General features: G+C 59.7%; 16 protein-coding genes. 3 read left to right on the top strand and 13 right to left on the bottom strand.

Features of this window, described 5'->3' with window-relative positions; all coding sequences use genetic code 11:
- Positions 1-232: 232 nt before the first annotated feature.
- Positions 233-871: a TetR/AcrR family transcriptional regulator gene (locus tag BW14_RS01065; protein WP_140489122.1), complete on the bottom strand. Its 639-nt coding sequence runs from the start codon at positions 869-871 to the stop codon at positions 233-235.
- Between the two features lie 402 nt (positions 872-1,273).
- Between BW14_RS01065 and BW14_RS01060 the strand changes: the two genes are divergently transcribed.
- Positions 1,274-2,917, top strand: coding sequence for an ATP-binding protein (locus tag BW14_RS01060; RefSeq protein ID WP_140489121.1), 1,644 nt, complete (start codon positions 1,274-1,276; stop codon positions 2,915-2,917).
- Between the two features lie 145 nt (positions 2,918-3,062).
- Here the strand turns inward: BW14_RS01060 and BW14_RS01055 are convergent, their stop codons facing one another.
- From BW14_RS01055 to BW14_RS01040, 4 genes are all read right to left on the bottom strand, one after another.
- Positions 3,063-4,409, bottom strand: a complete 1,347-nt coding sequence (locus tag BW14_RS01055; RefSeq protein ID WP_140463688.1) for a glycoside hydrolase family 30 beta sandwich domain-containing protein — start codon at positions 4,407-4,409, stop codon at positions 3,063-3,065.
- A gap of 600 nt (positions 4,410-5,009) precedes the next feature.
- Positions 5,010-7,151: a beta-galactosidase gene (locus BW14_RS01050; protein WP_140489120.1), complete on the bottom strand. Its 2,142-nt coding sequence runs from the start codon at positions 7,149-7,151 to the stop codon at positions 5,010-5,012.
- A 318-nt stretch (positions 7,152-7,469) separates the two neighbouring features.
- Positions 7,470-8,798 (bottom strand): MFS transporter, encoded by a 1,329-nt coding sequence (locus BW14_RS01045; protein ID WP_044089742.1) that lies wholly within the window; start codon positions 8,796-8,798, stop codon positions 7,470-7,472.
- Between the two features lie 294 nt (positions 8,799-9,092).
- Positions 9,093-9,725, bottom strand: coding sequence for a TetR/AcrR family transcriptional regulator (locus BW14_RS01040; RefSeq protein ID WP_081886683.1), 633 nt, complete (start codon positions 9,723-9,725; stop codon positions 9,093-9,095).
- 19 nt (positions 9,726-9,744) lie between these two features.
- On the opposite strand from BW14_RS01040, the gene BW14_RS01035 reads away from it, so the two are divergent.
- Positions 9,745-9,969: a hypothetical protein gene (locus tag BW14_RS01035; protein WP_044089740.1), complete on the top strand. Its 225-nt coding sequence runs from the start codon at positions 9,745-9,747 to the stop codon at positions 9,967-9,969.
- 20 nt (positions 9,970-9,989) lie between these two features.
- Here the strand turns inward: BW14_RS01035 and BW14_RS01030 are convergent, their stop codons facing one another.
- Both BW14_RS01030 and BW14_RS01025 read right to left on the bottom strand, forming a co-directional pair.
- On the bottom strand, positions 9,990-11,267 hold the full coding sequence (locus tag BW14_RS01030; RefSeq protein ID WP_044089739.1) for a glutamate-cysteine ligase family protein: 1,278 nt from the start codon (positions 11,265-11,267) through the stop codon (positions 9,990-9,992).
- A gap of 106 nt (positions 11,268-11,373) precedes the next feature.
- Positions 11,374-16,548, bottom strand: a complete 5,175-nt coding sequence (locus BW14_RS01025) for an acyl-CoA dehydratase activase-related protein (RefSeq protein WP_258184932.1) — start codon at positions 16,546-16,548, stop codon at positions 11,374-11,376.
- A 522-nt stretch (positions 16,549-17,070) separates the two neighbouring features.
- Here BW14_RS01025 and BW14_RS01020 point away from each other — a divergent pair.
- Positions 17,071-18,450: an ATP-binding protein gene (locus BW14_RS01020; RefSeq protein ID WP_140462716.1), complete on the top strand. Its 1,380-nt coding sequence runs from the start codon at positions 17,071-17,073 to the stop codon at positions 18,448-18,450.
- 50 nt (positions 18,451-18,500) lie between these two features.
- On the opposite strand, the gene nrdG is transcribed toward BW14_RS01020, so the two are convergent.
- From nrdG to BW14_RS00990, 6 genes are all read right to left on the bottom strand, one after another.
- On the bottom strand, positions 18,501-19,199 hold the full coding sequence (nrdG, locus tag BW14_RS01015) for an anaerobic ribonucleoside-triphosphate reductase activating protein (RefSeq protein WP_258184933.1): 699 nt from the start codon (positions 19,197-19,199) through the stop codon (positions 18,501-18,503).
- Positions 19,196-21,592, bottom strand: a complete 2,397-nt coding sequence (nrdD, locus tag BW14_RS01010) for an anaerobic ribonucleoside-triphosphate reductase (protein WP_375137539.1) — start codon at positions 21,590-21,592, stop codon at positions 19,196-19,198. The genes nrdG and nrdD overlap by 4 nt, the downstream gene beginning before the upstream one ends.
- Before the next feature lie 290 nt (positions 21,593-21,882).
- The gene (locus BW14_RS01005) at positions 21,883-22,719 is read right to left on the bottom strand and encodes an RQC domain-containing protein (RefSeq protein ID WP_140462713.1); all 837 of its coding nucleotides are present in this window, start codon (positions 22,717-22,719) and stop codon (positions 21,883-21,885) included.
- 89 nt (positions 22,720-22,808) lie between these two features.
- Positions 22,809-23,723, bottom strand: coding sequence for an ImmA/IrrE family metallo-endopeptidase (locus BW14_RS01000; protein WP_140462712.1), 915 nt, complete (start codon positions 23,721-23,723; stop codon positions 22,809-22,811).
- 2 nt (positions 23,724-23,725) lie between these two features.
- Positions 23,726-24,667: a hypothetical protein gene (locus tag BW14_RS00995; protein WP_140462711.1), complete on the bottom strand. Its 942-nt coding sequence runs from the start codon at positions 24,665-24,667 to the stop codon at positions 23,726-23,728.
- 16 nt (positions 24,668-24,683) lie between these two features.
- The gene (locus tag BW14_RS00990) at positions 24,684-25,661 is read right to left on the bottom strand and encodes a hypothetical protein (protein ID WP_140464603.1); all 978 of its coding nucleotides are present in this window, start codon (positions 25,659-25,661) and stop codon (positions 24,684-24,686) included.
- Positions 25,662-25,719: the final 58 nt, after the last annotated feature.

Below are 25,719 nucleotides of genomic sequence, written 5' to 3'. Positions count from 1 at the left end.
AGTTTAATGCGGCATGAGCCTAGACACGCTGGAGAGTGGCGAAAACCAGCAACGCACAGCTCGAAATCCGATGGATTACCAGTTTGCTTGCGCAGCTACACGCCGTTCACAGGCATACCAGCGACCCGACGGCTGGCGTCAATGCCATCGTCATATTCGCGGCATCATCGTTGGCACTCAGATGCAATGGCGACGAATCCGATAAGGCTCAAATAAGCGCTGGCGATATGCTTCAGCGATACCCATTCCACAGCGGTGAGGGGAACAGAAGCGGCTCGAATTCCGCCCATTCTTCGTTGAGGTCGATGGCAGGCTCACGAAGCCAGCGCAGCTGTATGCCGTCCATGGCCTCCAACGCCTTGCGCACGATCGGGCGCACCTCATCGAACGAGGAGAACGCCGGCGGGATGCGCCAATCGAAGCTGGAATAGTAGCGCCATATCGAATTCTGGCGATCGGCGAACTCCTCATGCAGTGGATGGTCCGGGTTGAAGGTCTCCACCTGGAGCATGGTGAACAGCTGCACCAGCATGCGACGCCGCGAATTGTAGTCCACCAGATAGCGCAGGTAGGCAGGCAGGCGCAGATCATCGGCAGTGGACCCCGGAAGCCCGGAAACCTTGAAATCCTCGACATTGCCGTCCACGTTGTAGTTCTCGCGGTACACCATCGCCAGTAGGTTGTCCTTGCTGCCGATGTACCGCAGCACACCCTGCTTGGTGACACCCACCATATCCGCCACATCCTGCACGGAGATGCCGTTGTATCCGCGCTCGGAAATCAAACGGACCGCGGCGTCGAGGATCTCCCGCCGACGCTCCTCGGGGGACTTGCGGACGCGCTTGGGGTGGGATGCGGTTGGTGTGGACATAGTTGACCAGTGTAAACCAACCGCATTCCGATGACGTGCACGGCCACCGCTTGCGCTCGAACCGCCCCGCAAGCTCCATGATTCGGCTTCGGCGCAGCGATGGCAGCGGCCTCACTTGTGTCCTGCTTTAGAAATTCGTTGGCGAATTGACTACCCCTCAGCCCCGCCGGGACAGCCCCCCGACAAGGGGAGCCAACAATATAATCAACGAACTTCTTGCGGAAGATACTAGTTTCCGAGTGTGAAACGCACGCCCGGCACAGGCGACGGACCATCGTCATGACAACGATGACAACAACAGTTGACACCCACCCGCTACAACACTCCACACCGAATCCTAGTCCCATCGATGAGTTACGATGAATTCATCGATGATAATTGAGGGTTAACAGGGGTACCGCCATGAGCCGACTGCATGAAAGCGCCACGGTCGAATTCAAACGACAGCTCAACGATGCGGCGAAACGAGAAATCGTCGCTTTCGCGAACTCCGAAGGCGGTGACCTGTACATCGGCATCGACGATGACGGCATCCCCGTCGGCGTGGATGGTCCCGATGCCGTGATGGGCGGCGTCGGCGACATGATCCGCAATGCCATCAGACCGGATCTGACCGCGTACACCTCCATCGAATGCGAATCGATGGAGGATGGCGCCGGCGTTATGCGCAACATCGTCCACGTCACCGTACTGCGTGGAGTCAAACGCCCTTACTATCTCGCCGGCAAGGGCATGCGCCCAACCGGAGTGTTCATCCGCCACGGGGTTTCCGCCGTACCCGCCAGCGAAGAACGCATTCGACAGATGATTCGAGATGACGACGTCACGGCGTTCGATGCATCCGTAAGCATCGATCAGGACCTGACATTCAACGAGGCAAATGCGATATTCGCCCGTCAACAAGTACCTTGGGGCAAGCCCCAACAACGGTCATTGGGGCTCATCAATTCAGATGGGCTGTACACCAACGCCGCAGCCCTGATTTCGGACCAATGCCGACATACCATCAAGTGCGCCGTATATCAAGGCAATTCGAAAGCGAGGTTCCTTGCACGTCAGGAGTTTCAGGGATCGTTGCTCCAGCAGCTGGACGATGTATGTCGTTATCTGGAACTCAACAATCCGATACGTTCCGATATCGTGGGCCTGTACCGCAATGACACCTATGCCTATCCGCCAGCGGCCCTGCGAGAGGCTCTGCTCAATGCCGTGGTACATCGCGATTACGATTATTCGGGACCCACCTTGGTCAGCATCTATGCCGACCGCATCGATTTCGTATCGCTTGGCGGACTGGTGAAGGGCATCACGCTCACAGATCTCACCAACGGCATCTCCCAACCCCGTAACACAGTGCTGGCAAACACGTTCTACCGTCTGGATCTTATGGAAAGCTACGGCAGCGGCATTCCCAAAATCATGGAGGAGTATGCCGGCAACAGCGAATCGCCCATTATCCGCATCACGCCAAGCGCATTCACCCTGAGTCTTCCTCGATTGGACGGCACCGGAGACGGGGGCAATCCGATTCACGCCAATCCAACCGATGGGCCCGACATCAGTGATTGGTTCACCGCCAGCAACCCCTTCCCTTCCGGTCCCGCCATTCAGGAGAAGGGCAACGTCCAAATCGCCGTCCTCAACGGATACCCGACTGGAAAGGGAGTGGGTACTCTCGCCTTGGAACCGACCGCCCACGCCACATCTCACATCGACGGCGGCACCGGCACCGGGGCACCGGCCGACAACATACCGGCGCAAGTGACACACAACGGCTGCACGTCCATCCCATCGCTGCCCCCATCGGCACCCCAAAATGCAATGCCTTCAACGCCGCAAACGAATGCATTCAATCCATCCAGCACATTGGAGGAGCTCACCTTGGCGTTGATCCGAAGCACCCCCGAAGGCATCTCCCGGCTGGAAATCCAGCAACGACTTGGAGTCAACAAGAATCGAGCGGCATACGCACTGCGCAAGCTCGAACACGCTGGTCGCATCGCCCCCACAGGTAATGCCCGAAGCACCCGGTACGTCGCGGCGTGACGGATGCCAGAAACGGATGCCATGAATACGACACTAAACAAGCAGAGCTGAAGCGCTGTGAGCAACGGGAAACCGCCGTCACAGCGCTTCGTACTTCGGGCCGGCACGTCGTCCGGCACGTCGGCCCGACGCTTCAGACAACGCGTCAGTCCAGCACGAAGGTGTTGAACGAACGCGGGGCGAGCGTGGCCTTGATGCCGCGGGAAGCGTCGGACGGGTCGGCGAACTCGAACGGCATCTCTGTTTCGAGGGCGTTCTGCGCCACCACGACCACCGTGCCGTCCGGGTTGCGGAAGGCGATGGCCATCGAGTTGAAGTGGCCGGTGGTGCCCAGCAGCACGGCGCCCGGACGCACGTACTTGGAGAAGTGGCGCATCACGTAGTATTCGGGATTGCGACGCACCTCGTGCGTATCGGCGGTGATGGTGAACAACGAGTTCTGCCACCATCCCCAAGTAGAATCCTGATCGTCGAGGATCATGTTCCAGTAGGTGTAGGCGGTGGCGCCGTTGCGGATGTAGTGGTTGATGAGGTGGAAGACGTATTCGGCGTATTCCCATGTGTTCTGGCCGTCGCCGCACTCGGACTCGGACTGGATGAGCTCAATCTCCGGCCACGATTCGTGCGTGCGGGAGATGCAGTTCTGTCCGGCCCACTGGTAGGCGATGCCCTTGATGTAGTGGCGGGCGCGGTCATCGAAGAGGATGTTGTCCACGAAACGGTTGTAGTTGTTGAGCGCCATGCCGTAGCCGCCGCCAGTCCACTTCATGTCCTCCGGACCGTTGAGCGTGCCCAGCCAGATGTCGGTGTCGAGTCCAGCCTCATCGAAGGCCGGTCCGAGATAGTCGCGGATGAACTCCTTCAGGGCATCGGAATCCCACAGGGCGCTCGGGAACTTCTGATCGGCGAAGACCTCGTTCTGCACATGCAGCTGGTTCACGGTGATGCCATGCTCGGCGTAGGCCTGAACATACTTGACCAGATACTTCGCGTACGCCTTGAGGTTCTCCGGCGTGCGGATCAGACGGCCGTAGTTGTAGGCCTTCGGGCGCTTCATCCAGGTCGGCGGGGACCAGGGGCTCGAGAACAGGCGCATATCCGGCTGCCATTCCTGCGCGCGGTGGATGTATGGGATCAGGGTCTCCTCGTCGCGTTCGACGGAGAAGTGCTCCATGTCGTAGTCACCCTCGACCTCGTCGTAGCTGTACCAGTGGTCGGCGAAATCGTTGGCGCCCACGGGCGCGCGGTTGAACGTGAAGTTCATCTCGTCGGGGCTGAACAGCTCTTTGATGATCTGGTCACGCTCGGCTTCGGTTACGGTCTGCAACGGCAGCCAGCCGAGCTCGTTGAAGCAGCCGCCGAAGCCGCGCAGTTTCTGGTACTCATTGCCATCCAGCTGCAGGTCCGGCGCTGCGGTCGCGCCGGTGGCGACCAGTTCGGCCGTGCGGTCGATGAGCTTGGCGTCCTGGGTGGTGGCGATCCATGTGGTCATGGTGTGGACTCCTTCGTTGGTTTTCGCGGAGATGATGGTGCGGGCTCACGGCCCTGTGCGCGCCAAAACACCCGCGCACTAAAACCGCATTCCCACGACTCTTCGTTGAGTTATATCTGTGATGACTGTTCGTTATCGGATATTTATCTAATAACTACTAGATAGAGTATAACGCAGAAAGTTTGCTCACTTAACCAGCGTGTCTTGAGCGAAACGCACTCACGGCATAGATTTATCTACCACTCAGTAATCAGAGGAATACCCAATCGCCCATCAGCGCGTCCGGAGCATACGACATGCGACAGAACCGCATGGCGAGGCAATGCGGCTCCAACACCTGCATCCGGGGCCACGAGGTGCGATTCTTCGCATATTGACGCCTCTCAGTACCGGGCTGACGAGGACGAACACCCCACCATGTAGGGAACGGCCCACGGTGTAGAGAGCGGTTTTTGCGTTTTGGCGGAATTCCGCCATTTTACATCCCTACACCGTGGGTCATTTACTACACCATGGGGATTTCCCTACACGGTGGGACAATCCCTACACCGTGGGGCCATGCTACGGGAGCCACGCCGCATGGCCACGTACGACGCGCGCTCAGCCGACGATGACGATGAGATTCCAGCGCGGAATGGTCAGCTCGTCTCCCGTCGCGACGGGCAGACCGGGGCGGACGGCCAGCGAAGTGGAGGCGGCCTCGTCGATCAGTCCGTCATGGCCGATGACCTGCGGCGCGACGACCACCGAGCCGGCGACCGGGCTGGCGAAGGTGACCGACTCGGCGGAGTAGTTCAGCAGGTAGGTGACCGTCTCCCCCGCCGAGTTCACGCCCTGACGGACCACAACCTTGCCGGCGAGCGCCGATCCGGCGCCCTCGACCCCGGCATGCTCGACGGCCTCGCGCATCACGGCGCGCATCGTATCGACGTCGAGCAGCGTGCCGATCCATTCGGCACTGCCCTTGCCGAATACATGGCGGGTCACGGCCGCGTAGGATTCCCATGCGTAATGGCCGTACCGGGCCATCACTTCGGTAGGCGAGTCGTCCTCGACATCGGCTTTGAGCAGCTCGATCAACGCCTCGGCCTGCGCGTCCGGCGTGCCGGCGAGCGCGGCATTGTCCGCAAACACTACACCCACGCGACCCTTCGGGCGGGTGAACTGGTTGTAGGTCATGCCGAACACGTCGGCCAGGCCGTGCGGCGCGCGGTCATGCCAGACGGTCACCTCGTCGTCGGTGACGAACGAGCGAATCGTGGAGACCAGATGGCCGCCGCCTGCCACGAAGCCGCGCAGGCGTGCGATGGTCTCCTCCGGTGCGCAGTACAGCGCCGGCGTCACGATCATCGCGTACTGCGCAAGCCGTTCGCCGGGCGCGTCCACGGGCAGGAAGTCGCATTCCACGTTGAGCTCGAACAGCGCGTCGTACACGCGTCGCACGATGTCGTTGTAGTTCACGCCGACGCCGTCCGGGAAACCGGTCTCCACACGCGACCAATCAAGCGCTGACAGCGCCTCGTTGGACACCATGATGGCCACCTTGTTGCACTTCCTGAGGTGCACGAGACGCTCGCCGACCTCCGGCCGAGCCACCTCGCGGCCGAACACCCCGGCCTCCTCGTAGGTGGGGTTCGGCTCCATGTCGTGCGAGAGCAGGCCCTTCCAGTAGGTCTCGAACGAGTTGTGAATGGAGTGCCAGTGCCAGTATTCGACCATATCTGCACCGGAGGCCAAGTGCGAGTAGGCCTGCAGGCGCAGCTGGCCGGGGAACGGCACCCAGCCGTGCTGGCCCTGCGCCTCGGTCTCGAGCACCAGATAGTTGGCGCCGTTCTTGGCGGAGCGGGTCATGTCGCCGCCGAATGCGATCTCCTTGCCGGTCAGATCGTCCTCGGTGGGATGATAGATGTCCACGCCGGTGATGTCCACGGCGGCCGACGCCTTGAAGTGGTCGACGGCCGGCTGGATGCCGTACGAATACCCGCGCCATTCGAAATCGAAGTTCTGGGTGACGAACTGGTCCTCACGGGCGCATTCGCGCACGATACCCGTCTGCCAGGCCAGAAATTCGGCGACCTGCGCACGGCGGAACCGGTCGAACTCGCCACGCAGCGACTGGTTGATGGAGTTGGTGACGTCCGGGAAGTCCTCCCATGCGTCCACGCGGTTGGACCAGTAGTCGAGACCGAAGTGGACGTTGAGCAGGTCCAGATCGTCATGGAACTTCTCACGCAGGTATTTGACGAACAGCGCCTGCATGTCCGGGCTCACGGAATCGTAGTACTTGGTCTCGTTGTCCACCTGATAGCCGATGACGGCCGGGTGGCTGGTCACATGCTCGATGAGCCGGCGAATCACGCGCTCGCCGTAGAAACGGTAGGCGGGGTTGACGATGTCCATGATCTGGCGCGGACCGTACTTGCCCGGGCCGTTCGGCGTCACAGCGAGCACGTCCGGATGCAGGCGCACGAGCCAGGCGGGCACAGCGTAGGTGGGCGTACCCACGATCACGGCGATGCCATGACGGGCGGCGGCATCCAGCGCGCGGTCCACATGGGTGAAGTCGAACACGCCGGGCTGCGGCTCGCATGTGCTCCAAGTCGATTCGGCGATGCGAATCACGTTGATGCCGGCCGCCTCCATCATCCGCATGTCGGTTTCGATGCGGTCGGCGCCTGCGGGCATGTATTCGTCGTAGTAGGCCGCGCCGAACAGGATGCGGTCCACGCTGGTCTTGGTCATCAAAGGTTCCTTTGCGCTATGGGCTGGTTGGGGCTGGTTTGATATGCCTATCGTAGGTCGAAGGTCGGGGGGTGTCAGGCCGTCGATAAGTCATGCGACGGCCTGAAGCGAATGCTCCGGAAACGATGATGCCGGACTGTCCTGAATCGGACCGGCCCGGCACATCGTAACTGATAGGGGGAGGAGGAAGGTGCCGCACGGGCCGCAAGGAGGAGGAAGACGGCCCGCACGCCTGTGACGTCGAACTGTACGGCTATGGCTGGCGTACAGCTGCTGGCGGCCGGCCGGCGGCGCGTAATCGGCGTGCGTAGGAATCGCTTACTTGACGCCCTTGATCATCATGATGAATACGCAGCCGAGCAGCGCGAACACGATGGAGATCGGGAAGGCGGCGGCGTAGCCGAGGGTCACGGTGATTACGGACATGAGCACCGGGCCGAGCATCTGGCCGAGCGTGGTGGCGAGGTTGAGCACGCCGAGGTCCTTGCCTGCCTCCTCCTTGTTCGGCAGCACGTCCACGTTGAGGGCCTGGTCCACGGAGGAGTAGACGCCGTAGCCAAGGCCGGCGATGCCGGCGTACAGGAACATGCCCATGGTGGTCGGCATGATCCACGGCATGGCCATGCCGATAGCGAACAGCACGGAGGCAGCGATGACGGGCAGCTTGCGGCGGCCGATGACGTCGGAGATCGGGCCGGCGACCACGGAACCGCCCAGCGAGACGACCATGGTGATCACGGACATGGTGGCCATGGCGGCACCGGCGGCCGTGTCGTCGAGACCGATGTACTTCTGGAAGATGAGCAGCTGGTAGACAGTGATCATTTGGTAGCTCAGCAGCATGCACAGACGGCCGGCGAACGCTTTGTAGAAGTCGTGGGCGGTGGAGAACTTCGGCGGGATGAAGCTGCGGAGCACATCGGTGACCTTGCCTTCGTCCTTGGGCAGGAAGTCGGCGGAGGATTCCTTCGGCACGATGAGCACGGCGACGATGCCGCCGAGGAACATGAGCACGCCGGCGAGGATGAAGCCCGGGAACGGATTCAGGATGAAGGCGGAGCCGATGAGGGTGCCAATCGGGGCGCCGCAGGTCTGGCCGGCGCCGAAGAAGGCGGACATAGTACCGCGCACGTTCATCGGGATGCGGTCGGAGATCATGGCCACCAGCGGCGCGATCATGGCGTTGAGGCCGAACATGCACAGGCAGTAGATGATGGTGATGGCCACGGCGTTCGACACCATGCCGGTGAGGAACAGGGTGACGCCGCCGAGCACCGCGCCCAGCACAATGAACGGCGTACGGCGTCCCCACTTGGAGCGGGATCGGTCGGACAGGGTACCGAACAGCAGGTTGGAGACCAGCGAGGCCACGGCGGTGCAGGCGTTAATCACACCGGTCAGGCCCTCGACATCCGGACCGAAGATGTTCTGCAGATGCTTGGTGAGCAACACGGCCGACACGATGGCCAGACCGCTCATCCACAGCAGACCGAAGACCAGGAAGCCCGCGCCAAAGCGGAACAGCATGGCCTTGTCCATCTGCCTGCCGGTCTCGGGGGACAGCGACGGATCCTTGCCGGCCGCGGCGATGTTCGCATTGTATGCCGCAAAACGCTCTTCGGCGGAGGCGGTCATTGCATCACTCATCTTTGAACCTTACCTTGTTGATTTGTCTTCCCTGACATACCTAACGTCCGTTAGATAACATTGAGAATACTCCCGGCCGCACCTTTCCGTCAAATCATTATCTAACGGTTATTCGTTATTCAAATCGGCGGACAATCAACGTTTCTTCGCTTACATACGGCACATCGGCGTGTCGCAATCACGATATCTATGATTTGTTAGACCGGAGTTAGCCGCATTCCCCTGAATCAGCTTCGGTCAAGGCCCGAGACCGGCCTCGTATCGACTGCGACCCGAGGCCGGCCCACACTCTGCCTACCGGTAGTTATCCCACATCGGCGAGGGGAAAAGCAGCTCCTCGAACGCCAGCCATTCGTCGTACAGATCCACCGGCGGATTGCGCATCCAGCGCAGCTGCACGCCGTCCATGGCCTCGATGCACCGACGCACCAGCGATTTCATGGAATCCTCCCACGAACCCATCTGGGGCGGAATGCACCACTGATAGCGTGAGTAATGCTCCCAGACTTCCTGCGGGCGTCCGTCGAAATACTCATGCAACGGATGGTCAGGCCCCAACGCCTCAGCCTCCAGAGCGATGTATAGCGCCACCAGCTCGCGCCGCTGCGCGTTGTAGCGCACCAGATAACGCAGATAAGCGGGGAACAATAGACGATCCGGGTCGCTGCCGGGCAGGCCTGATGCCATGAAGTCGTCCGGCGTACCGAATACGTCGTAGTTATCGGTGATGAGCATCGACAGCAGGCCTTCCTTATTGCCGATGTAATGGAGCAGTCCGGGCTGGCTCATGCCCACGGCGTCGGCCACATCCTTCAGGGACGTGCCATAGTAGCCCTTCTCCCCCACCAGACGCACTGCGGCCTGCGCAATCTCCGCGCGCCGTTCCTCCGGGCTTTTACGCACTCGTTTCTGCTTCACCATGCTCATGAAAGCCAGTATATCGAATATGCACTCGATATACCGGCAAGTGAAGGACAATGACGATATCAGTCTTTGCATCAAGCCCAAAGCCAAGGCCAAACATGCCAGTCCAATCCATGCGCGCTACACACGCCACCGCTATGGCGCGAAGCACACGCAAGCCCTCCGGCATTCCGATCTTCCGGTCCACACGCCGGAAGGCAAAAAAGATGGTGCGGCGCCCTCTCACAAGGGCCGCCGCACCATCTGACGGTTTCAAGACGACTCGGGTTACTCCTGGAACACGTCGGGATGCTTCGGGTCGCCGGGAATGTCGGAGAGCAGACCCTCGAGGCCTAGGAACTCCTTCCAGAATTCCAGCGGCTGACCGTACGGGGATGCCTGACGGCCGTGGGCCTGGATGTTGGCCTTGGCCTCGAAGACCTCCTCTTCGGTGATGCCGTCGAAGTAGCTTTCCAGACGTTCACGATTCTCGGGCACATAGAACAGGGAGGCCACGATCTCGGTCAGCCGTTCCGCACGCTCGATGGGCAGCGAATCCCAGTGGCGCAGCTCCACGAAGTTCTTCAGACGGACATCGTTGAAATGCGTGGAGATGATGTGGTTGATCTCGTACGGATTGAGCTCGCGGTCCGGGTACACATCCCCCGCGTTCTCACGGAATGCCGGACGATGCAGTTCCTTGGGGCTCGCGCCGGAAGCCACAGCCTCAGGGGTGTGGGTCAGGTCGGCGAACATGAGCGGCGTGGAGAGCACATCCACGGCGTAATCCTCCCAACCGAACCTCGGGTCGAACAGACCGGGAATCACATTGGTGCGCTGGAAGTCGAGATAATCCCACATGCGCTGGCGCAGCAGCGGCCACGGATTCGTCTCGCCTTCGAAATACGGGGTGTTGCGGAAGAAGTATGCCAGAATCGGACCGACCACCGTGCCCAGACGCATCTTCTCGATGGCGTCGTGCTCGTCCACGTAATCGATGCTGACCTGTGTGGAGGCGGAGCAGCGCATCATGCACGGGCCGAACTGACCGACGCGGCCGAGATAGTCGGTCATCGCGTCATAGCGATCCTTGGGGTTCACCGGCACATCCGCGAAGCTGGACTTCGGCTGATATCCATAGTTGACCAGACGGAAATCCAAATCCTTAAGAATCGGATCGACCTCGCGGCGGAACTTCGAGTACAGGGCATTCAGGTCGCTGGGCTTCTTCAGAATGCCGATGGAGGTCTCAACCTGACCGCCCGGTTCAAGAGAAACAGCCACTCCGGGACGGGACAGGCCTACCAAGTGGCCGTTCTCCCAGTACTCCTTCTCCTCGTCGTAATACGGGGCAAGGCGTTTGAGCAGGGCCTCGATGCCATTCGTCTCGTAATAGGTCACGGCGGTATCGTCGCTGTTATGCACCGGAAGATGCTCTATCTCGACGCCAAAGCCGCCAGTGCCACGCTGGGAACGGCCGCTTTCGAAGAACTTCAGCAGGCTGTCGACATGCTTGGGGTTCGGCTTGGCGAGCAAATGCGCATAACTAATTCTGGGAGTAACCATGATTGGTATGGTATGCGAGCATGCTTGGAGCCGCGCCCGAATGCCCGCCATCGGCTATACGAAAAACCGATAGCGGGCGTTACGGCATTACCTGTTATGAAGCGAATCAGTCCGCCGCGGTGAACCCCTGCGGTTCACCGGCATCGGAGAACTTGGCGTTATGGGCCTTTTTGGCCGCCGCGATCATAAGCTTGATGCGGTTGAGCTGGTTGGCCTCGGAGGCGCCAGGATCGTAGTCGATGGAGACGATGTTGGCTTCCGGGTGCAGGCGGCGAATCTTGCCGAACATGCCGCGGCCGGTCACGTGGTTGGGCAGGCAGGCGAACGGCTGCGCGCAGATCACGTTCGGGCATCCCTGTTCGATGAGCTCGAGGATTTCGGCCGTGAGCAGCCAGCCTTCGCCGGCCTGCACGCCGATGGACGTGACCTCGGCCGCCTTCTTGACGAGCTCGGGCATCGGCTCGTCGCGGCGGAACTTGCCGTGCGAAAGGTCCAAAGCCGCGTTGATCGGCGCGAAGTACCGATCGAGACCCCAACGCATGACGGCGTAGGCGAACTGGTTGCCGCCCATGCCGAGGTTGTGCTCGTTCCAGTCGGTGATGTACGGCTTGGTGGTCATGAACTCCATGATGCCGGGCACCACGGCCTCGCAGTCCTGCGATTCGATGACGTCGACCACATGGTTGTTCGCGTCCGGCTGATACTTGACCAGAATCTCGCCCACCACGCCGACACGCACCTTGCGCGGGATGTCCTTCAGCGGCAGGGCGTCAAAGGACTTCACGATCTCCTTGGCGAGCGTGCCGTACGGCAGCCAACCCTTCTTGAGCCATGGGGTCTTGGCCGCGGTCTTGGAATACCCGTGATGTTCGAGGGTCTCGCGCACGATCACATCCCACTGCTCGTAGAGCTTGTCGGCCGACCCCTTCTCCACCTCGTACGGGCGCACACGGTACAGGCACTTCATGAGCAGGTCGCCGAGAATCAGCGCCTTGACGGCACGATGCAGCATCGGCACGGTGGCCTTGAAGCCGGGATTGTCCTCGAGGCCCTGCGTGGAGATGGCGATGATCGGAATCTGCGGGTAACCCGCGTCGATCAGGGCCTTGCGGATGAGGCCGAAATAGTTAGTGGCACGGCACATGCCGCCGGTCTGGGTGATGGCGAGCGCCACATGGTCCGGATCGTACTTGCCTTCGAGGATCGCGTCGATGAGCTGGCCGATGACCATGATAGCCGGGTAGCAGGCGTCGTTGTTGACGTACTTCAAGCCGGTCTCCACGTCGCTGCGGCTGGCGTGCTTGAGCACGTCGAACTTATAGCCGCCGGAACGGATGACCGCCTCCACCAGCGACAGGTGAATCGGGCTCATCTGCGGAGCGACGATGGTGTAGTCCTTCTTCATGTTCTTGAGGAACTTCTGACGGTGGGCATAACGGCTCATCGTGGCGTTGTTGTGCGCCGACTTCTTGGACTTGCCGTTCTTGGCTGCCGGCTGGTCAACGGTGCCGTTCGAGCCGGCAAGCACATTGCGATTGTTCGCCGCAGCCGCGATATCGCGCTGGGCGGCCTTCTTGGAGGCCTCTCGCATAGCTTTGGTGAGCTTCGGGTTGGCGGCCATGGTGGTATCGAGCAGCACCTGCCGACCGGCAGTGGGTGCCTTGGAACCGGTCTTGCGGAAGCCCATCGGCTTGGGTCCAATCGGCTGTCCATCGTTCTGTCCGTTCTGTCCAGCACTCGTCGACTGGGACTGTTCGGCTTTGACTTTGGCTTCCGCGGCCTCCACTGCGGCTTGCGCTTCGGCGAGCGCCGCCTTTGCCGCGGCCAAATCGGCTTCGGCCTTGGCCTTGGCCTCCTCACGAGCCTGCGCCGCGGCCTGATCTTCAGCGGATTCGCTATCGCCCGCCACCTGAGCCTGAGCCTGAGCCTTGGCCTTGGCCTCCTCGCGAGCCTTGTTGGCCTCGCGCTCCTCGACGGCGGCCTTGAGCGAACGCAGACGAATCTTCGCCGCGCCAAGGTTGGAGACCTCGTCGATCTTGAGCAGCGTGTACACGTCGGCCTTGTCGGCGAGGATCTCGGCGACCTGGTCGGTGGTGATGGCGTCGAGGCCGCAGCCGAAGGAGTTGAGCTGCACGAGCTCGAGTCCCGGATAGGAGGCCACGAAGTGCGCCGCCGCGTACAGGCGGGAGTGGTAGGCCCACTGGTTGGTCACGCGCAACGGCATCCTGGTGACTGTGCGGTCGCCGACGTGCCGGAACCCGGCGGCGTTCTTGGAGCGTGGGTCCTTCTCGCCCTCGGCCAGGAATTCGGTGAGGTTGAGCTTCTCCCCCGGCTGCAGTTCGCAGATGGAATCCTCAGACAGCACCACCATGCCGAGCGAGCAGATGGTCTCGGGGATGCCATGGTTGATTTCGGGGTCGATGTGGTACGGGCGGCCGGCGAGCACGATGCCACGGCAGCCGTGCTCCTTCATGTAGGCGAGCGCGGCGAGACCCTCCTGCTGCACGTCATGCTTGAAGACCTTGTCCTCGGCGTAGGCTGCCTTGACGGCGGTCTCGGCCTCCTCGCGGGTCACATTGGCCCAGGCGAACTCCTCGACGATGCGGTCGACCATGAGCTCGTGGTTGGCGAGGTTGAAGTACGGGTGCATGTAGCGCACGCCCGGGTCGCGCAGTTCGGGCATGTTCGCGCCGACCACGAGCGGGTAGTTGGCCACGACCGGGCAATTGTAGTGGTTGTCCGTGTTGGGTACAAGATTCTCCTCGTACGAGACGCACGGGTAGAAGATGGTCTTGATGCCCTTGTTGAGCAGCCACTTGATGTGGCCGTGCACGAGCTTGGCAGGGTAGCAGATGTTCTCGGAGGCGATGGATTCGATGCCCGTCTCGAACAGTTCATGGGAGCTGCGGCCGGAGATCATCACCTTGAAGCCGAGTGAGGTGAGCAGCGTGAACCAGAACGGGTAGTTCTCGTACATGTTGAGCGCGCGCGGGATGCCTATCTCGCCACGGGTGGCCTTCTTGTCGGTGAGCCTGCGGTAGGCGAAGCAACGCTTGTACTTGTAGTCGTAGAGGTTCGGACGGTCGGAGCGCTTCTTCTTGGCGTCGCCGCCTCGTTCGCATCGGTTGCCCGTCACGAAGCGCGAACCATCGGAGAACGTGGTGATGGTGAGTTTGCAATGGTTCTGGCACAGCTTGCATACGTCACGCTCGGTGGTCATGGACATGTTGTCGAGCGCGTCGCCGGTCAGGATGGAGCTGACTGTATGGTGCACGCCGTCGATGACCACCTCGTTGTCGTGGCCTTCGGCGACCGCGGCCGCATTGGTCGTGTCCACGCCGGCCATGTCGGTACTTTCCGCGGCTTCTGAGGCTTCGGCGGAGGTGCCGTCGGCCAGAACATGATCGTGATTGTCGTCCGCTACGTCCTGGTAGTGCATGCGGGCGGTCAGTGCCGCACCGTATGCGCCCATGAGGCCTGCGATGTTCGGACGGGTGACCTCGCGTTCGGTGAGCAGCTCGAATGCGCGCAGCACGGCGTCGTTGAGGAACGTACCGCCCTGGACCACGACGGTATCTCCAAGCTCGCCGGAGTCACGCAGCTTGATGACCTTGTACAGCGCGTTGCGCACCACGGAGTAGCACAGGCCGGCGGCGATGTCCTCGATGGAGGCGCCTTCCTTCTGCGCCTGTTTGACGGAGGAGTTCATGAACACGGTGCAACGGGAGCCCAGGTCCACCGGATGCGTGGAGGCGAGCGCCTTCTGCGTGAACTCCTGGATGGTCAGGCCCATGGACATGGCGAAGGTCTGCAGGAACGAACCGCAGCCGGACGAGCAGGCCTCGTTGACGGCGATCGAGTCGATGACGCCGTCGGTGATGGCCAGGTATTTCATGTCCTGGCCGCCGATGTCGATGACGGCGGTGACGCCGGGGCTCACCATTTCGGCACCGCGGTAGTGGGCCATGGTCTCGACCACGCCCTCGTCCAGATGAAGGCCTGTGGTGATCAGCCCCTCGCCGTAGCCGGTGGCGCAGGAGCGTGCGATCCAAGCTTCCTTAGGCAGTTCGGACTGGATCTGCTTGACGATGTTGATGGCGGCCGTCAGCGGGCTGCCCTCGTTGTTGGCGTAGCTCGACCATACGATTTCGCGATCGTCGTTGACGAGCGTGGCCTTGATGGTGGTCGATCCGGCGTCGATACCGAGGAAGTGGGGGCCGTGCGCGCCTTCGAGCGTGCCGATGTGGATGTGCTCGCGGTGATGGCGCTGGTTGAACGCCTCACGGTCGGCCTCGGTGGGGAACAGCGGCGGCATCGTGGGCGTATTGGACGGCAGGTTCTTCAGGTCTTCAAGACGTTCGAGGATATCCGCGCAGGAATGTGCCTCGAAATGATGGCCTTCATCGTCGGAGTCGGTATCGGCCTGGAGTGCCGCGCCATATGCCACATACAGGTGGGCGTTGGTGGGCACGATGAACTCGTCCACCTTGCCTTCGAGCGCACGCTGGAATGCCGCGCGAAGCTCGGACATGAAGAACAGCGGGCCGCCGAGGAAGATCACGGTGCCGTGAATCGGGCGTCCGGAAGCGAGGCCGGCGATGGTCTGCGTGGCCACGGCGGTGAAGATGGATGCGGCGAGGTCGGGCTTGGCGGCGCCGTCGTTGATGAGCGGCTGGAGGTCGGTTTTGGCGAACACACCGCAACGGGATGCGATCGGATACAGGTTCTCGTAGCTCTTGGCCATCTCGTTGAGGCCGGCAGCATCGGTGTCGAGCAGGGTGGACATCTGGTCGATGAATGCGCCGGTGCCGCCCGCGCACGAGCCGTTCATGCGCTGTTCGGGCGTGGGCTTCAGGTACGTGATCTTGGCGTCCTCGCCGCCGAGCTCGATGATGACGTCCGCCTGCGGGTATTCCTTGTCGATCGCCTCGGTTTCGGCGATGACCTCCTGAATGAACGGCACGTGCATGTTGTCGGCGAGCGCGAGGCCGCCGGAGCCGGTGATGGCGAGGCGGATCGGCTCGTCGCCACGGCCGAGCTCCTCGAGTTTCTTGTGGATGTCCACCAGAAGACCCGCCACGGTGGCGCGCACGTTGGCATGATGTCGCCGGTAATCGGAGAACAGGGTCTCGCTCAGAGAATCGGATTGGTCGAGCACCACGGCCTTGACGGTGGTGGAGCCGATATCCAATCCTACACGCAGCGGCTTGGCGCCCTTCGATGCGTTCGTCGCAGGCGCCGATGCTGCGCCTGCGGTCGCGTTCGATACGGTATCAACCATGTTTCCTCTTACGTTGGTCCTCCGGAATCACCCTCCCCACAGGGCACCATGGAACCGCCACGGGACGGCTGGCAGGTGCACTGCGGACGGCTTCGCCCGGCTACTTCTTCGGGTCAGCTTAGTCTGACCACCTGCCCAACTGGCCCACAGCCCGGGTGATTTCGCTCACGGAAAGCAGGTAACACTACAGTTCGCGCCGATGTGACGCATAACAGCGAGCCGTTGGGCGCTGACCGTCATCACCCCCTTATCCCCACCGCCAAACATATGAAAGTACGTTGCCTCGATCTACCTGTTTTCAGACAACTATGGCTGTCGATACGTCCACGAACAAACCGTAGCGTTGACCGGTTTTGTCAGACCCTGGAGAGACCAAGCCCGCCCGCTAACACCCGCCGGTCGCAATCGCCAATCGCGCAACACAGCAAAGAAGAGCTAACTTCATAAATCATTTATGAAATTATGATATCATCTTCATAAATCATTTATGAAGCCCGTGCACTGGTGGAAAGGTCCGGCATCATGGCAGCAACCGTACAATACTCCACACCCGACTATCCTGCACTCGTGCGCGAAGCGCTGGAATACCAGTTTCCACGCCCCGTGAAAAGGCATCCGGTTATCGACGAATTACCAGAGCCCGCGATGTTCAATCTCGTGCATATCCTCACCGGAATGCGCCGTAGCGGCAAAACATTTCACCTCTTCCAACTCATCAATGACCTAATGGACGCAGGAACAACACGTGAACGCATCCTCTATTTCAACTTCGCCGACGAACGACTCCAGCCCATGCCACCCGATGCACTCAATCAAGTGGTTACGGAATATTGGAGGCAATGCCCAACCGCACGCGAACAAGGCGCGTTCCTGTTCCTGGACGAAGTGCAGGAAACCGAGCACTGGCAGGGATGTTGCCAGCGACTCGCCGAGCACGAACGAGTAACCTTAGTCATCACCGGCTCGTCATCCAAACTGTCCAGCGAACAAATCGCCACACAATTCCGAGGACGATCGTACTCGCATGAAGTACTGCCCCTCTCATTCCGCGAATACTGCGATTTCCACGGACTCGACGCACCAAGCGACAGCGACAACGCCTTCTCTGCACAAACCGTCACGGCCATGGAGTCGGCATTCGACCGTTATCTCACAGAAGGCGGCTTCCCAGGCGTGCAGACACTGCCCAATGCCGGACGTATTGATATGTTGCAAAGCTATATGCGTGACGTTGTGGCCAGAGACGTGGCCGAGCAGCTGGGCCGTGGGGAAATCGCTCTGGCCAATCAAATCGCACTGTTCGTGTTACGCAACACCGCATGCGAACTCGCTGTCAACAAACTCACCGCACAGCTGGAACAAGTCGGATACAGACTCTACTGGAACAAGGCCCGGCGCATCCTCGATCTGATGGAGCAAGCGTTTCTCTGCTATGAACTCAACGAATACACTACATCACTCAAGCCCAATACAACCACTGTGCCGAAAATCTACGCCGAAGACCCCGGTCTGGCATACGCGGTCTCACGCGCGAACCAACAGGATGTAGGCAAGCGTCTGGAGACCACCGTCTATCTGGAGCTGCGCCGACGTCAGGCGGGAAGGCGCACTGATTCCATCACCTCGTTGACCATGCCTACGGCCAAACAGGAGAAAGTGGATTTCCTCATCGGCGATGCACTCGGCATCGAGCCGTATTCCGCCATCCAAGTCACAGCGGATATGACCACCCCCAAAACCAAGGTACGTGAAATTCGAGGACTCGAGGAAACCATGAAACGCATGCCCGGCGTGAACGGCATCATCATCACGCTACGTGAGAACGACGTTATTCATACCAGCAGCGGAGACATACAGGTCATTCCCGCATGGAAGTGGGCACTGCAGACCCAATCCCGTTAATCATCTGCCAAGCGGCTTAACGCTGATGATGCGCCATGGACGCGCCATCGTCAGGAGGCCTGGGCGCCCTCGCCGGCTTCGCGGTCCTTCAGATAGATCTCCGGGATGTCGCGCTCCTGATCGTGGAGCTTGGCCCAGATGACCGGCTTGCCGGCTTCAAAGGATTTGGGTACGTCGAGGATGCGCTGGTTCGCGGAGCCGCGGAACTGCAGCAGCGAGTTCTTCTGGTCCTTGAGATAACGGCCGTCCACCAGAATGTCGATGAGGTGGAGCAGCTCAAGCTTGTCCGGGGTCTCCCCCGGGCGCATCAGCTCCTCCCATGTGTAGCCGGTCCAGCACCAGATGTCCTTGGTGTGGCCGAATTCACGGCGGATGCGCTGCGCGAGCGGCACCAGCACAGGCGTGTTGAGCATGGGCTCGCCGCCGAGGAATGTGATGCCCTGCACCCAAGGCGCTTTGAGATCATCGATAATCTTGTCCTCGAGCTTGGGCGTGTATTCGTGGCCGGCGCGGAAATCCCAGATGGAGGCGTTGAAGCAGTCGACACAATGGAACGGGCAGCCCGAAACATACAGCGAGTTACGTACGCCCTCGCCGTCGGTGACGATGAAGGTCTTGTAGTCGGCGATCATGCGCTTGGACATGCGACGGCCGTCCCATTGGCCCGCCTTCGGATCGTTGGCGAGCCCATGGGACGGCACGGACGGGCCGCGCCCGGTCTCCCCGGGCGCGAAATCACGACGGATCACTTGGCCTCTTCGAACCACTCGCGGGTGGTGCCGTCGTTCAGCGTCACGCGACCGGTCTCGCCGCTCATGTGCTTGACGCGGTGGGCGATCTCCTCATGACGGCCGTGCACCATCGGGCGCTGGACCGGGCTGCCGAGGTAGCCGCAGGTGCGCTTGGTGACGTTGCACTTATCCGGGTCGGAGTTGCCGCACTCAGGGCACTTGAAGCCCTCTTCGGTGGGCTCGAAGTCACCTTGGAAGCCACACACGAAGCAGTGGTCGATCGGGGTGTTGGTGCCAAGGTAGCCGATACCGATGTTGTAGGCGTAATCCCACACGGCCTCGAGTGCCTTCGGGTTGTCCTGCAGGCACGGGTACTCGCAGTAGTTGATGAAACCGCCGGAGGCGTAGTACGGGAAGTCCTTCTCGTAGTTGAGCTTCTCCATCGGGGTGGGCTGGAGCCACACCGGGTAGTGGAACGAGTTGGTGTAGAAGTCGTGGTCGGTCACACCCTCGATGCGACCGAACTTCTCACGGTCCATGCGGTTGAACCGGTCGGTCAGGGACTCGGCCGGCGTGGAGTAGACGGAGTAATGATAGCCTTCGGCCTTGCTCCACTGCTTGCACAGCTCGTTCATGCGCTTGACGATGGACAGCGCAAACTCCTTGCCTTCCGGATCCCAACCGTGGTCGCGAATCCAGTTCTTGCCATAGAAGACCGCGGTGGTCTCGGCGAGGCCGATGTAGCCCAGCGACACAGTGGCGCGCTCGTTCTTGAAGAGCTGGTCCACGTTGTCGTTGGCGCCAAGGCGGCCGAAGGCGCCGAAGCGGAACAGCGTGGGGGCGTTGACCGGGGTGGCCTCCTTGCAGCGCATGATGCGGAACTGCAATGCCTGGTGGGCCACTTCCATACGCTCGTTGAACAGCTTCCAGAAGCGGGCCTTGTCACCGTGGGACTCGATGGCGATGCGCGGCACGTTGACGGTGACCACGCCGAGGTTCATGCGGCCGTCCTCTTCGTCCTTGCCGGTCTCCGGGTTGATCCAGCCCTGCAGGAAGGAACGGCAGCCCATCGGGGCCTTGAAGGAGCCGGTGATCTTGACGATGTTCTCGTAGAAGACCACGTCCGGGTACATGCGCTTGGTGGCGGATTCGAGCGCGAGCTGCTTGAGGTCGTAGTTCGGGTCGTCGGGGTCGGCGTTCACACCGTGCTTGATGGTGAACACGAGCTTCGGGAAGATGGCGGTGTGGTGCTCCTTGCCGAGACCGCGAATGCGGTTGAGCAGGATCGCGCGCTGGATCTCGCGGGAGAACCAGTCGGTGCCGAGGCCGAAGCCGACCGTGACGAACGGGGTCTGGCCGTTAGAGACACGGTTGGAGTTGATCTGGTACTCCATGGTCTGCATGGCGTCGTAGATGGCCTTGCGGGTGCGGATCTTGGCGAGGATCTCGCGCTCCTGCTCGAGCTCGTCGACATCCGTGTGGAACGGCGTGTCCATCGGCAGCGGGGCACGGTTGCCGAAGTGCAGCTTGGCCGGCTCGTTCTTCTTGGCGTTCTCGACCTGGCGACGGGCGAATTCCACCGGCATGCCGTCAGGGATGGTCTCGCGGGCCTCCTCGAGGAACTTCTCGTAGTCCTTGCGGGCGTACTGGGCCAGGTGCTCGTCGGCGCGGTTGGCGGTCTGGCCGCCGTACTGGCTGGAGGCCACGTCCTTCATGATCTGGGTGATCTGGGTAGCTGCGATGGCGATGGACTTCGGTGAGGCCATCGGGGCGTTGCCCAAGGTGAAGCCGTTGGCGAGCATGTCCCAGAAGTTGGGCAGGGAGCAGTTCGACTGGGCGGTGAACGGAGAGTAATCGGCGTCGTGGAAGTGGATGTCGCCCTTCATGTGGGCGTTGGAGACGGCCGGGGGCAGCATGTTGAACGCGGCCGCCTTGGAGACGGCGCCCGCCAGCAGGTCGCGCTGGGTGGCGTAGACGTTGGAATCCTTGTTCGCGTTCTCGTGGATCAGCGTCGGGTCATGGTTGATGAAACGGGCCACGGCCTCGTTCACATCGGTGGCCTTGGCGCGCTGGATGTCCTTGTCCAGACGGTAGTTGGTGTATGCGCGAGCCACATCGTACAGATGGGCGCTGATCAGCGCGTGCTCCACGAGGTTCTGGATGTCCTCGATCTTGGCGGGCCCTGCGTAACGTTCCTTGATCTCGCCCTCCACCTGATTGGCGAAGCCGCGGATCATGGCCTCCTCTTCCGGGCCGACTTCCTTGTCCAAATCCTTGAAGGCGGACTTGACTGCGGAGATGATGTTGATCGGGTCGAAATCGACCACGCGACCGTCACGCTTCTCCACGAGCACCACACCGTCCCTGACGGCACCTTGAGCCCCGTGCCTGGCGACGGCCTCATCCATCATCTGCACGCCCATCGCGAACCCCTTTCGACTCTGTTTTTGGCCGAGCTTACGCAGGGCCAATCAAAATTACATGGATGTCGTTTTCTTGAACCTATAACACAATACGGCAACCCCACCCCTATATCTAGTACTCCAAGAAGGCGAGTCGAACTAACTGTAGTGTTTTTGGCGATATTCTGCCGAAACTACAACTGTGTGATTACCGTAACGATTCACGGTCCGCGTGTCATCCACAGACTTATCCACTGGCATCCACCGCAAGCCGCATCGAGGCCGCACGAGCGCGGCGCCTACCGCCCACCCCTCGCAATCGCATCCGCTCTCTCGTCCATGCGCTGATTGAATTCCCGCTCATCCACAACCCAATCGAGGCAATCGGGCACAATCGCCACATCCCGCTCTTTCGACGGCATGATGGTGCTGTATTTCCCATATCTCAACACTTTTGCCTCGATCAGCGTCTGCAACAATCTTCGGATATAGCGATACTCACACCCTTTAAGGCTGCCGTAGCCGTCCAGATCAATAAGACCTGCAGCCACCACATCTTTCCTTCTTTCTCCGCGAAGAGCTTTGATGGTGTTGCCTTTCCCGTAACCATGTCCGATGACACGCATCTCCTCATTGACGAATTCGATGATCGTACGCATGTCGTCAATCTCCTGATCGGTAGCAGGCACGGCCCGCAGCCCTGACCACGATACCGCGCAACCGGACTCCTTCCGGTCTTCACCGTGGCCATGAGATTCGGCATATCGTTCAGCAGCACGGAGAGGCCTCGGAAACCACCCCCGATAATCCGGCAGCAATTCCCGGATATTGGCCCCCGGACGAATCCGGGTATCTTTACCGACGCGCACCACATCCTTCGCCTCAAGTTCGAAGATCATGTTTGAGACCTCATCCCTGGTGCATAAGCCAGCCAAGAACCCGTAACCGTCAATATCCGGCAGCGGATTGCTGACCGATGCCGGCGATTCTCCCACAAGAGCCTCCGATATCGTTCGCCACCCATAATATGAGCCGGTTCTCTCTCTGACGTTCACCACATACTGAGCAATCAGCGGCGTCAATTCATCAGAGTTCATTACATGTTCAGCAGTCTCTTCCATATTATTAGCGTCCATTTCATCCCCTTATTCAAACTCATGCATTGCCTGACAGGAAATCAACGAGCACGATTACGCAGCGGAATGAATCGCAATCGTCCCTTATTTCATCGGCATACGACGATGAAATAATTCCTTTTTCTTTCGTGTACTTGCTCAACCGAAGAATGATCAAATGCTTCCGAGATGCTGATATATGAAGGATTGTCAGCCCCTTCATAGCGGCTGAGCAATTCGTCCGAGAGAACATCCCATTCACGGTACTGGCTTGCATCCTCCTGAATTCTGTCCAAGGCGATTCGCTCCCATCGCGCCTTTCCGAAACGGTCGACATCACGGTCACCGGCCTTCACGGCGTCAGGGGGGAATCGCACTACGCTGGATGGAACGGTGCCTGCATATTCGGAGTATGTGTTATTCGTAAAGCCGATATAATCCCGCTCACCGAGTATCCCCAAATCATGAACACGACGGGCAACCACCCGACGCGAAGCCATGGAATTGTAGTAAAGATACGACAGCTTCCCAGCATCCAAAGACCAGACGCCTGTCCCGAAGCATCGTTCGAGAAGATCATCCGGAATCAGACATTGAGCCGCAAAAGCGTCGCAGGCTTTCTCTTCAAAAGATTCCCATTGCCTGTATTCGACAATATTCTTCGCCAATAGTCGGTCGTTCTTCTGAAGATAATGCCCAATTTCATGGAATAGCGTGAAGCACATTCGACGGGTTTCTTTGTTATACGCGATTCGAATGCAATCGGGTCCTCCAACATGTTTTTCATACAACCCATGAGCCTCTTCTCGTTTTTCACCGACGGAAAGACCGTTGAAAAACCGTGAATCATGGCTCTCGACAATATGCACGGTCAGCACATCACCAGCAAGAAGCTCGATAGCCTTGATTGGGTCACGACTCATCAGCACCAATTCGAAATTCGGTATACGGCGCTTGATGGCAGAATGCATCTGGGAAACCTGCTCACGAAGAATGTCCGTCGTGGATGCAACCGGAATATTCATATTCACTCCCCCTTTTCCGATACGCAGGATTGAAGTACCAGGCGCCAGTATTCCCGCCCCTGTCTGTTCGCACGAGCCGCCAAGGCAAACTCATTGCGTTTGGCCTTCCTCGCCAGACGCATACGGCAGTCGTCCTCACCCGCCGCAATCGTTCTTTCGGCACGATGACGCCACCGGGGCTGTTCAACTTCGATAAGAAGGTCTCGAGGCAGTTCAGTCTCATAGTTGAGCACACGCTCGTCTACACCGGCTTGCGCCAGTTGTCTCTTCTGCCCATCGGACAGTTCCTTATCATGCTTGGCATATGGAACCGCATCATATGGTTCCATACCAAGGACATCAATGAGAGCGTCCAGTAGTTTCCCCGTGGAATCGTCTCGCTCAAGACGATCGGGACTTTTAGCAGCCGGAAGTTCTGGAAGCTGCGCGCACAGCTTATGCCACTGGGCGAATACCTTCACTCTGTTACGAAAAGCGGCAATCGCACGGTGATAATCGACTGAGCTGTATCTTCCTGCAGCAACTCCTTCGATATCCGATGCCTCGTACCGCAATGATTTCCTGATACACACCTCGCCAAGCTCACCCAACGGGACATCGAGCAGTCTTACGGGGACTTCGATTGTCAGCTTCGGCCATATAAGCATCGGCATACCCAGAGGCGTATCTGCGAGCACCATGGAATCATCGGTCTGCAGACGCGTATCGTTGCTCATAGCCGTCACCATGAGAGTCCGGCAGTCTGAACCGACCGCAAGAACCACTGCATATTCGACGAGATGAGAACGATCCCTCAGCATCCAGACCTGATTGCGTTCGGGCCCATTCTCCAGCATGGCTTTTTGCCGGCCCCGGCTGCCATCGACTCGGTCAGGAATCGGAAATTCCCTATTGCTTTGTGCGATACGCCGGTACCATTCATTGCCTGTATTCAACATATTCATCACACGCCTTCAACACTCACTCATAGATATCTTCCGGATTCACAAATCCGAATTCATCCAACAACGATTGCTCACTCAACTGGTCCAAAGAACCGTCCTCCAAATCCTGCATCTGAAGCACTTGATTGAACGTCGGATCATCGAATTCGTCGTAGTCGCGAGAGAACACTTCGCTGGTAGGCGAAAGGAGGAACACCTCTTCGCGATCGGAACCGTCCTGCACCAACCCAGGACAGACGTCCACGACCAACTGCGTGACCTCATGTATCGCCAAAGCCCCATTCGCTTCATTGAAAATCACATAGAGCCACTTATCGAATTGACCGTCTCGCTTGCCGATTTCAGGATCGCGGACTGCTTGCCTGACATTGTTCCCTTTATCGTTCTTGATGTAGCCACGTTGCTGCCGCTCCAGATGCTTTTCCCTCAGCGCGTCCTCCGACGGCCAATCCACTGGCGTGCGACGTGCAAGTCTTTCAATTCTCGCGATCCGACAGCGCACCAACGCCCTAGGACAGAACGGCAACCTATACCACCTGCCGTTCACATCAAGGTGAAGGACATTGGCGCATTCGACAGCCTTCTCTCTGACATACCCATCCGAAGACCTTGCCAGACGTTTTTCGATGCGATCCACCAGACGGCCGAAATCACGGGCATTGTCCTCGTCAACCATCCACTGATACATCATCCGCCGAGCAAGGGCACGGAAATTGTTATCGCTGGCTGCCGCGCAATACAACGTAACGAACTTCGGATTAAGGGCCACCGGAGCGCCATCACCATCACAAAGATAGCAAAACTCGAAGGCCGCGTCCTCGGGCTCATCCCAGAGATTCTGCCACCGGGGATGCGTCTGCAATAGAGAATGAGCCACTCTTACAAGCACGCCGAAAGTCAATGCTCCAGGCCCACGCCGCCTCCTGATTTCAGCGGAAATAGGATACTCAGACCCCGGATCCCTATATGTATCCTCCAGATACTTCATCTTCATAGAGCTTCCTTGCTTTTCACGATCATTCCCTGATTGTAGAGCTTCGTCATGCGGAACA

It is taken from the genome of Bifidobacterium sp. UTBIF-68 (assembly GCF_006408855.1).
GTDB lineage: Bacteria > Actinomycetota > Actinomycetes > Actinomycetales > Bifidobacteriaceae > Bifidobacterium > Bifidobacterium reuteri.
The sequence above is the reverse complement of the archived record's forward strand: the minus strand, read 5'-3'. Positions and strand labels throughout refer to the sequence as shown.

Coding starts and splice junctions, on each gene's coding strand:
- BW14_RS01065 (WP_140489122.1), bottom strand. CDS start 871: ATGTCCACACCAACCGCATCCCACCCCAAGCGCGTCCGCAAGTCCCCC.
- BW14_RS01060 (WP_140489121.1), top strand. CDS start 1,274: ATGAGCCGACTGCATGAAAGCGCCACGGTCGAATTCAAACGACAGCTC.
- BW14_RS01055 (WP_140463688.1), bottom strand. CDS start 4,409: ATGACCACATGGATCGCCACCACCCAGGACGCCAAGCTCATCGACCGC.
- BW14_RS01050 (WP_140489120.1), bottom strand. CDS start 7,151: ATGACCAAGACCAGCGTGGACCGCATCCTGTTCGGCGCGGCCTACTAC.
- BW14_RS01045 (WP_044089742.1), bottom strand. CDS start 8,798: ATGAGTGATGCAATGACCGCCTCCGCCGAAGAGCGTTTTGCGGCATAC.
- BW14_RS01040 (WP_081886683.1), bottom strand. CDS start 9,725: ATGAGCATGGTGAAGCAGAAACGAGTGCGTAAAAGCCCGGAGGAACGG.
- BW14_RS01035 (WP_044089740.1), top strand. CDS start 9,745: ATGCACTCGATATACCGGCAAGTGAAGGACAATGACGATATCAGTCTT.
- BW14_RS01030 (WP_044089739.1), bottom strand. CDS start 11,267: ATGGTTACTCCCAGAATTAGTTATGCGCATTTGCTCGCCAAGCCGAAC.
- BW14_RS01025 (WP_258184932.1), bottom strand. CDS start 16,548: ATGGTTGATACCGTATCGAACGCGACCGCAGGCGCAGCATCGGCGCCT.
- BW14_RS01020 (WP_140462716.1), top strand. CDS start 17,071: ATGGCAGCAACCGTACAATACTCCACACCCGACTATCCTGCACTCGTG.
- nrdD (WP_375137539.1), bottom strand. CDS start 21,592: ATGATGGATGAGGCCGTCGCCAGGCACGGGGCTCAAGGTGCCGTCAGG.
- BW14_RS01005 (WP_140462713.1), bottom strand. CDS start 22,719: ATGGACGCTAATAATATGGAAGAGACTGCTGAACATGTAATGAACTCT.
- BW14_RS01000 (WP_140462712.1), bottom strand. CDS start 23,723: ATGAATATTCCGGTTGCATCCACGACGGACATTCTTCGTGAGCAGGTT.
- BW14_RS00995 (WP_140462711.1), bottom strand. CDS start 24,667: ATGAATATGTTGAATACAGGCAATGAATGGTACCGGCGTATCGCACAA.
- BW14_RS00990 (WP_140464603.1), bottom strand. CDS start 25,661: ATGAAGATGAAGTATCTGGAGGATACATATAGGGATCCGGGGTCTGAG.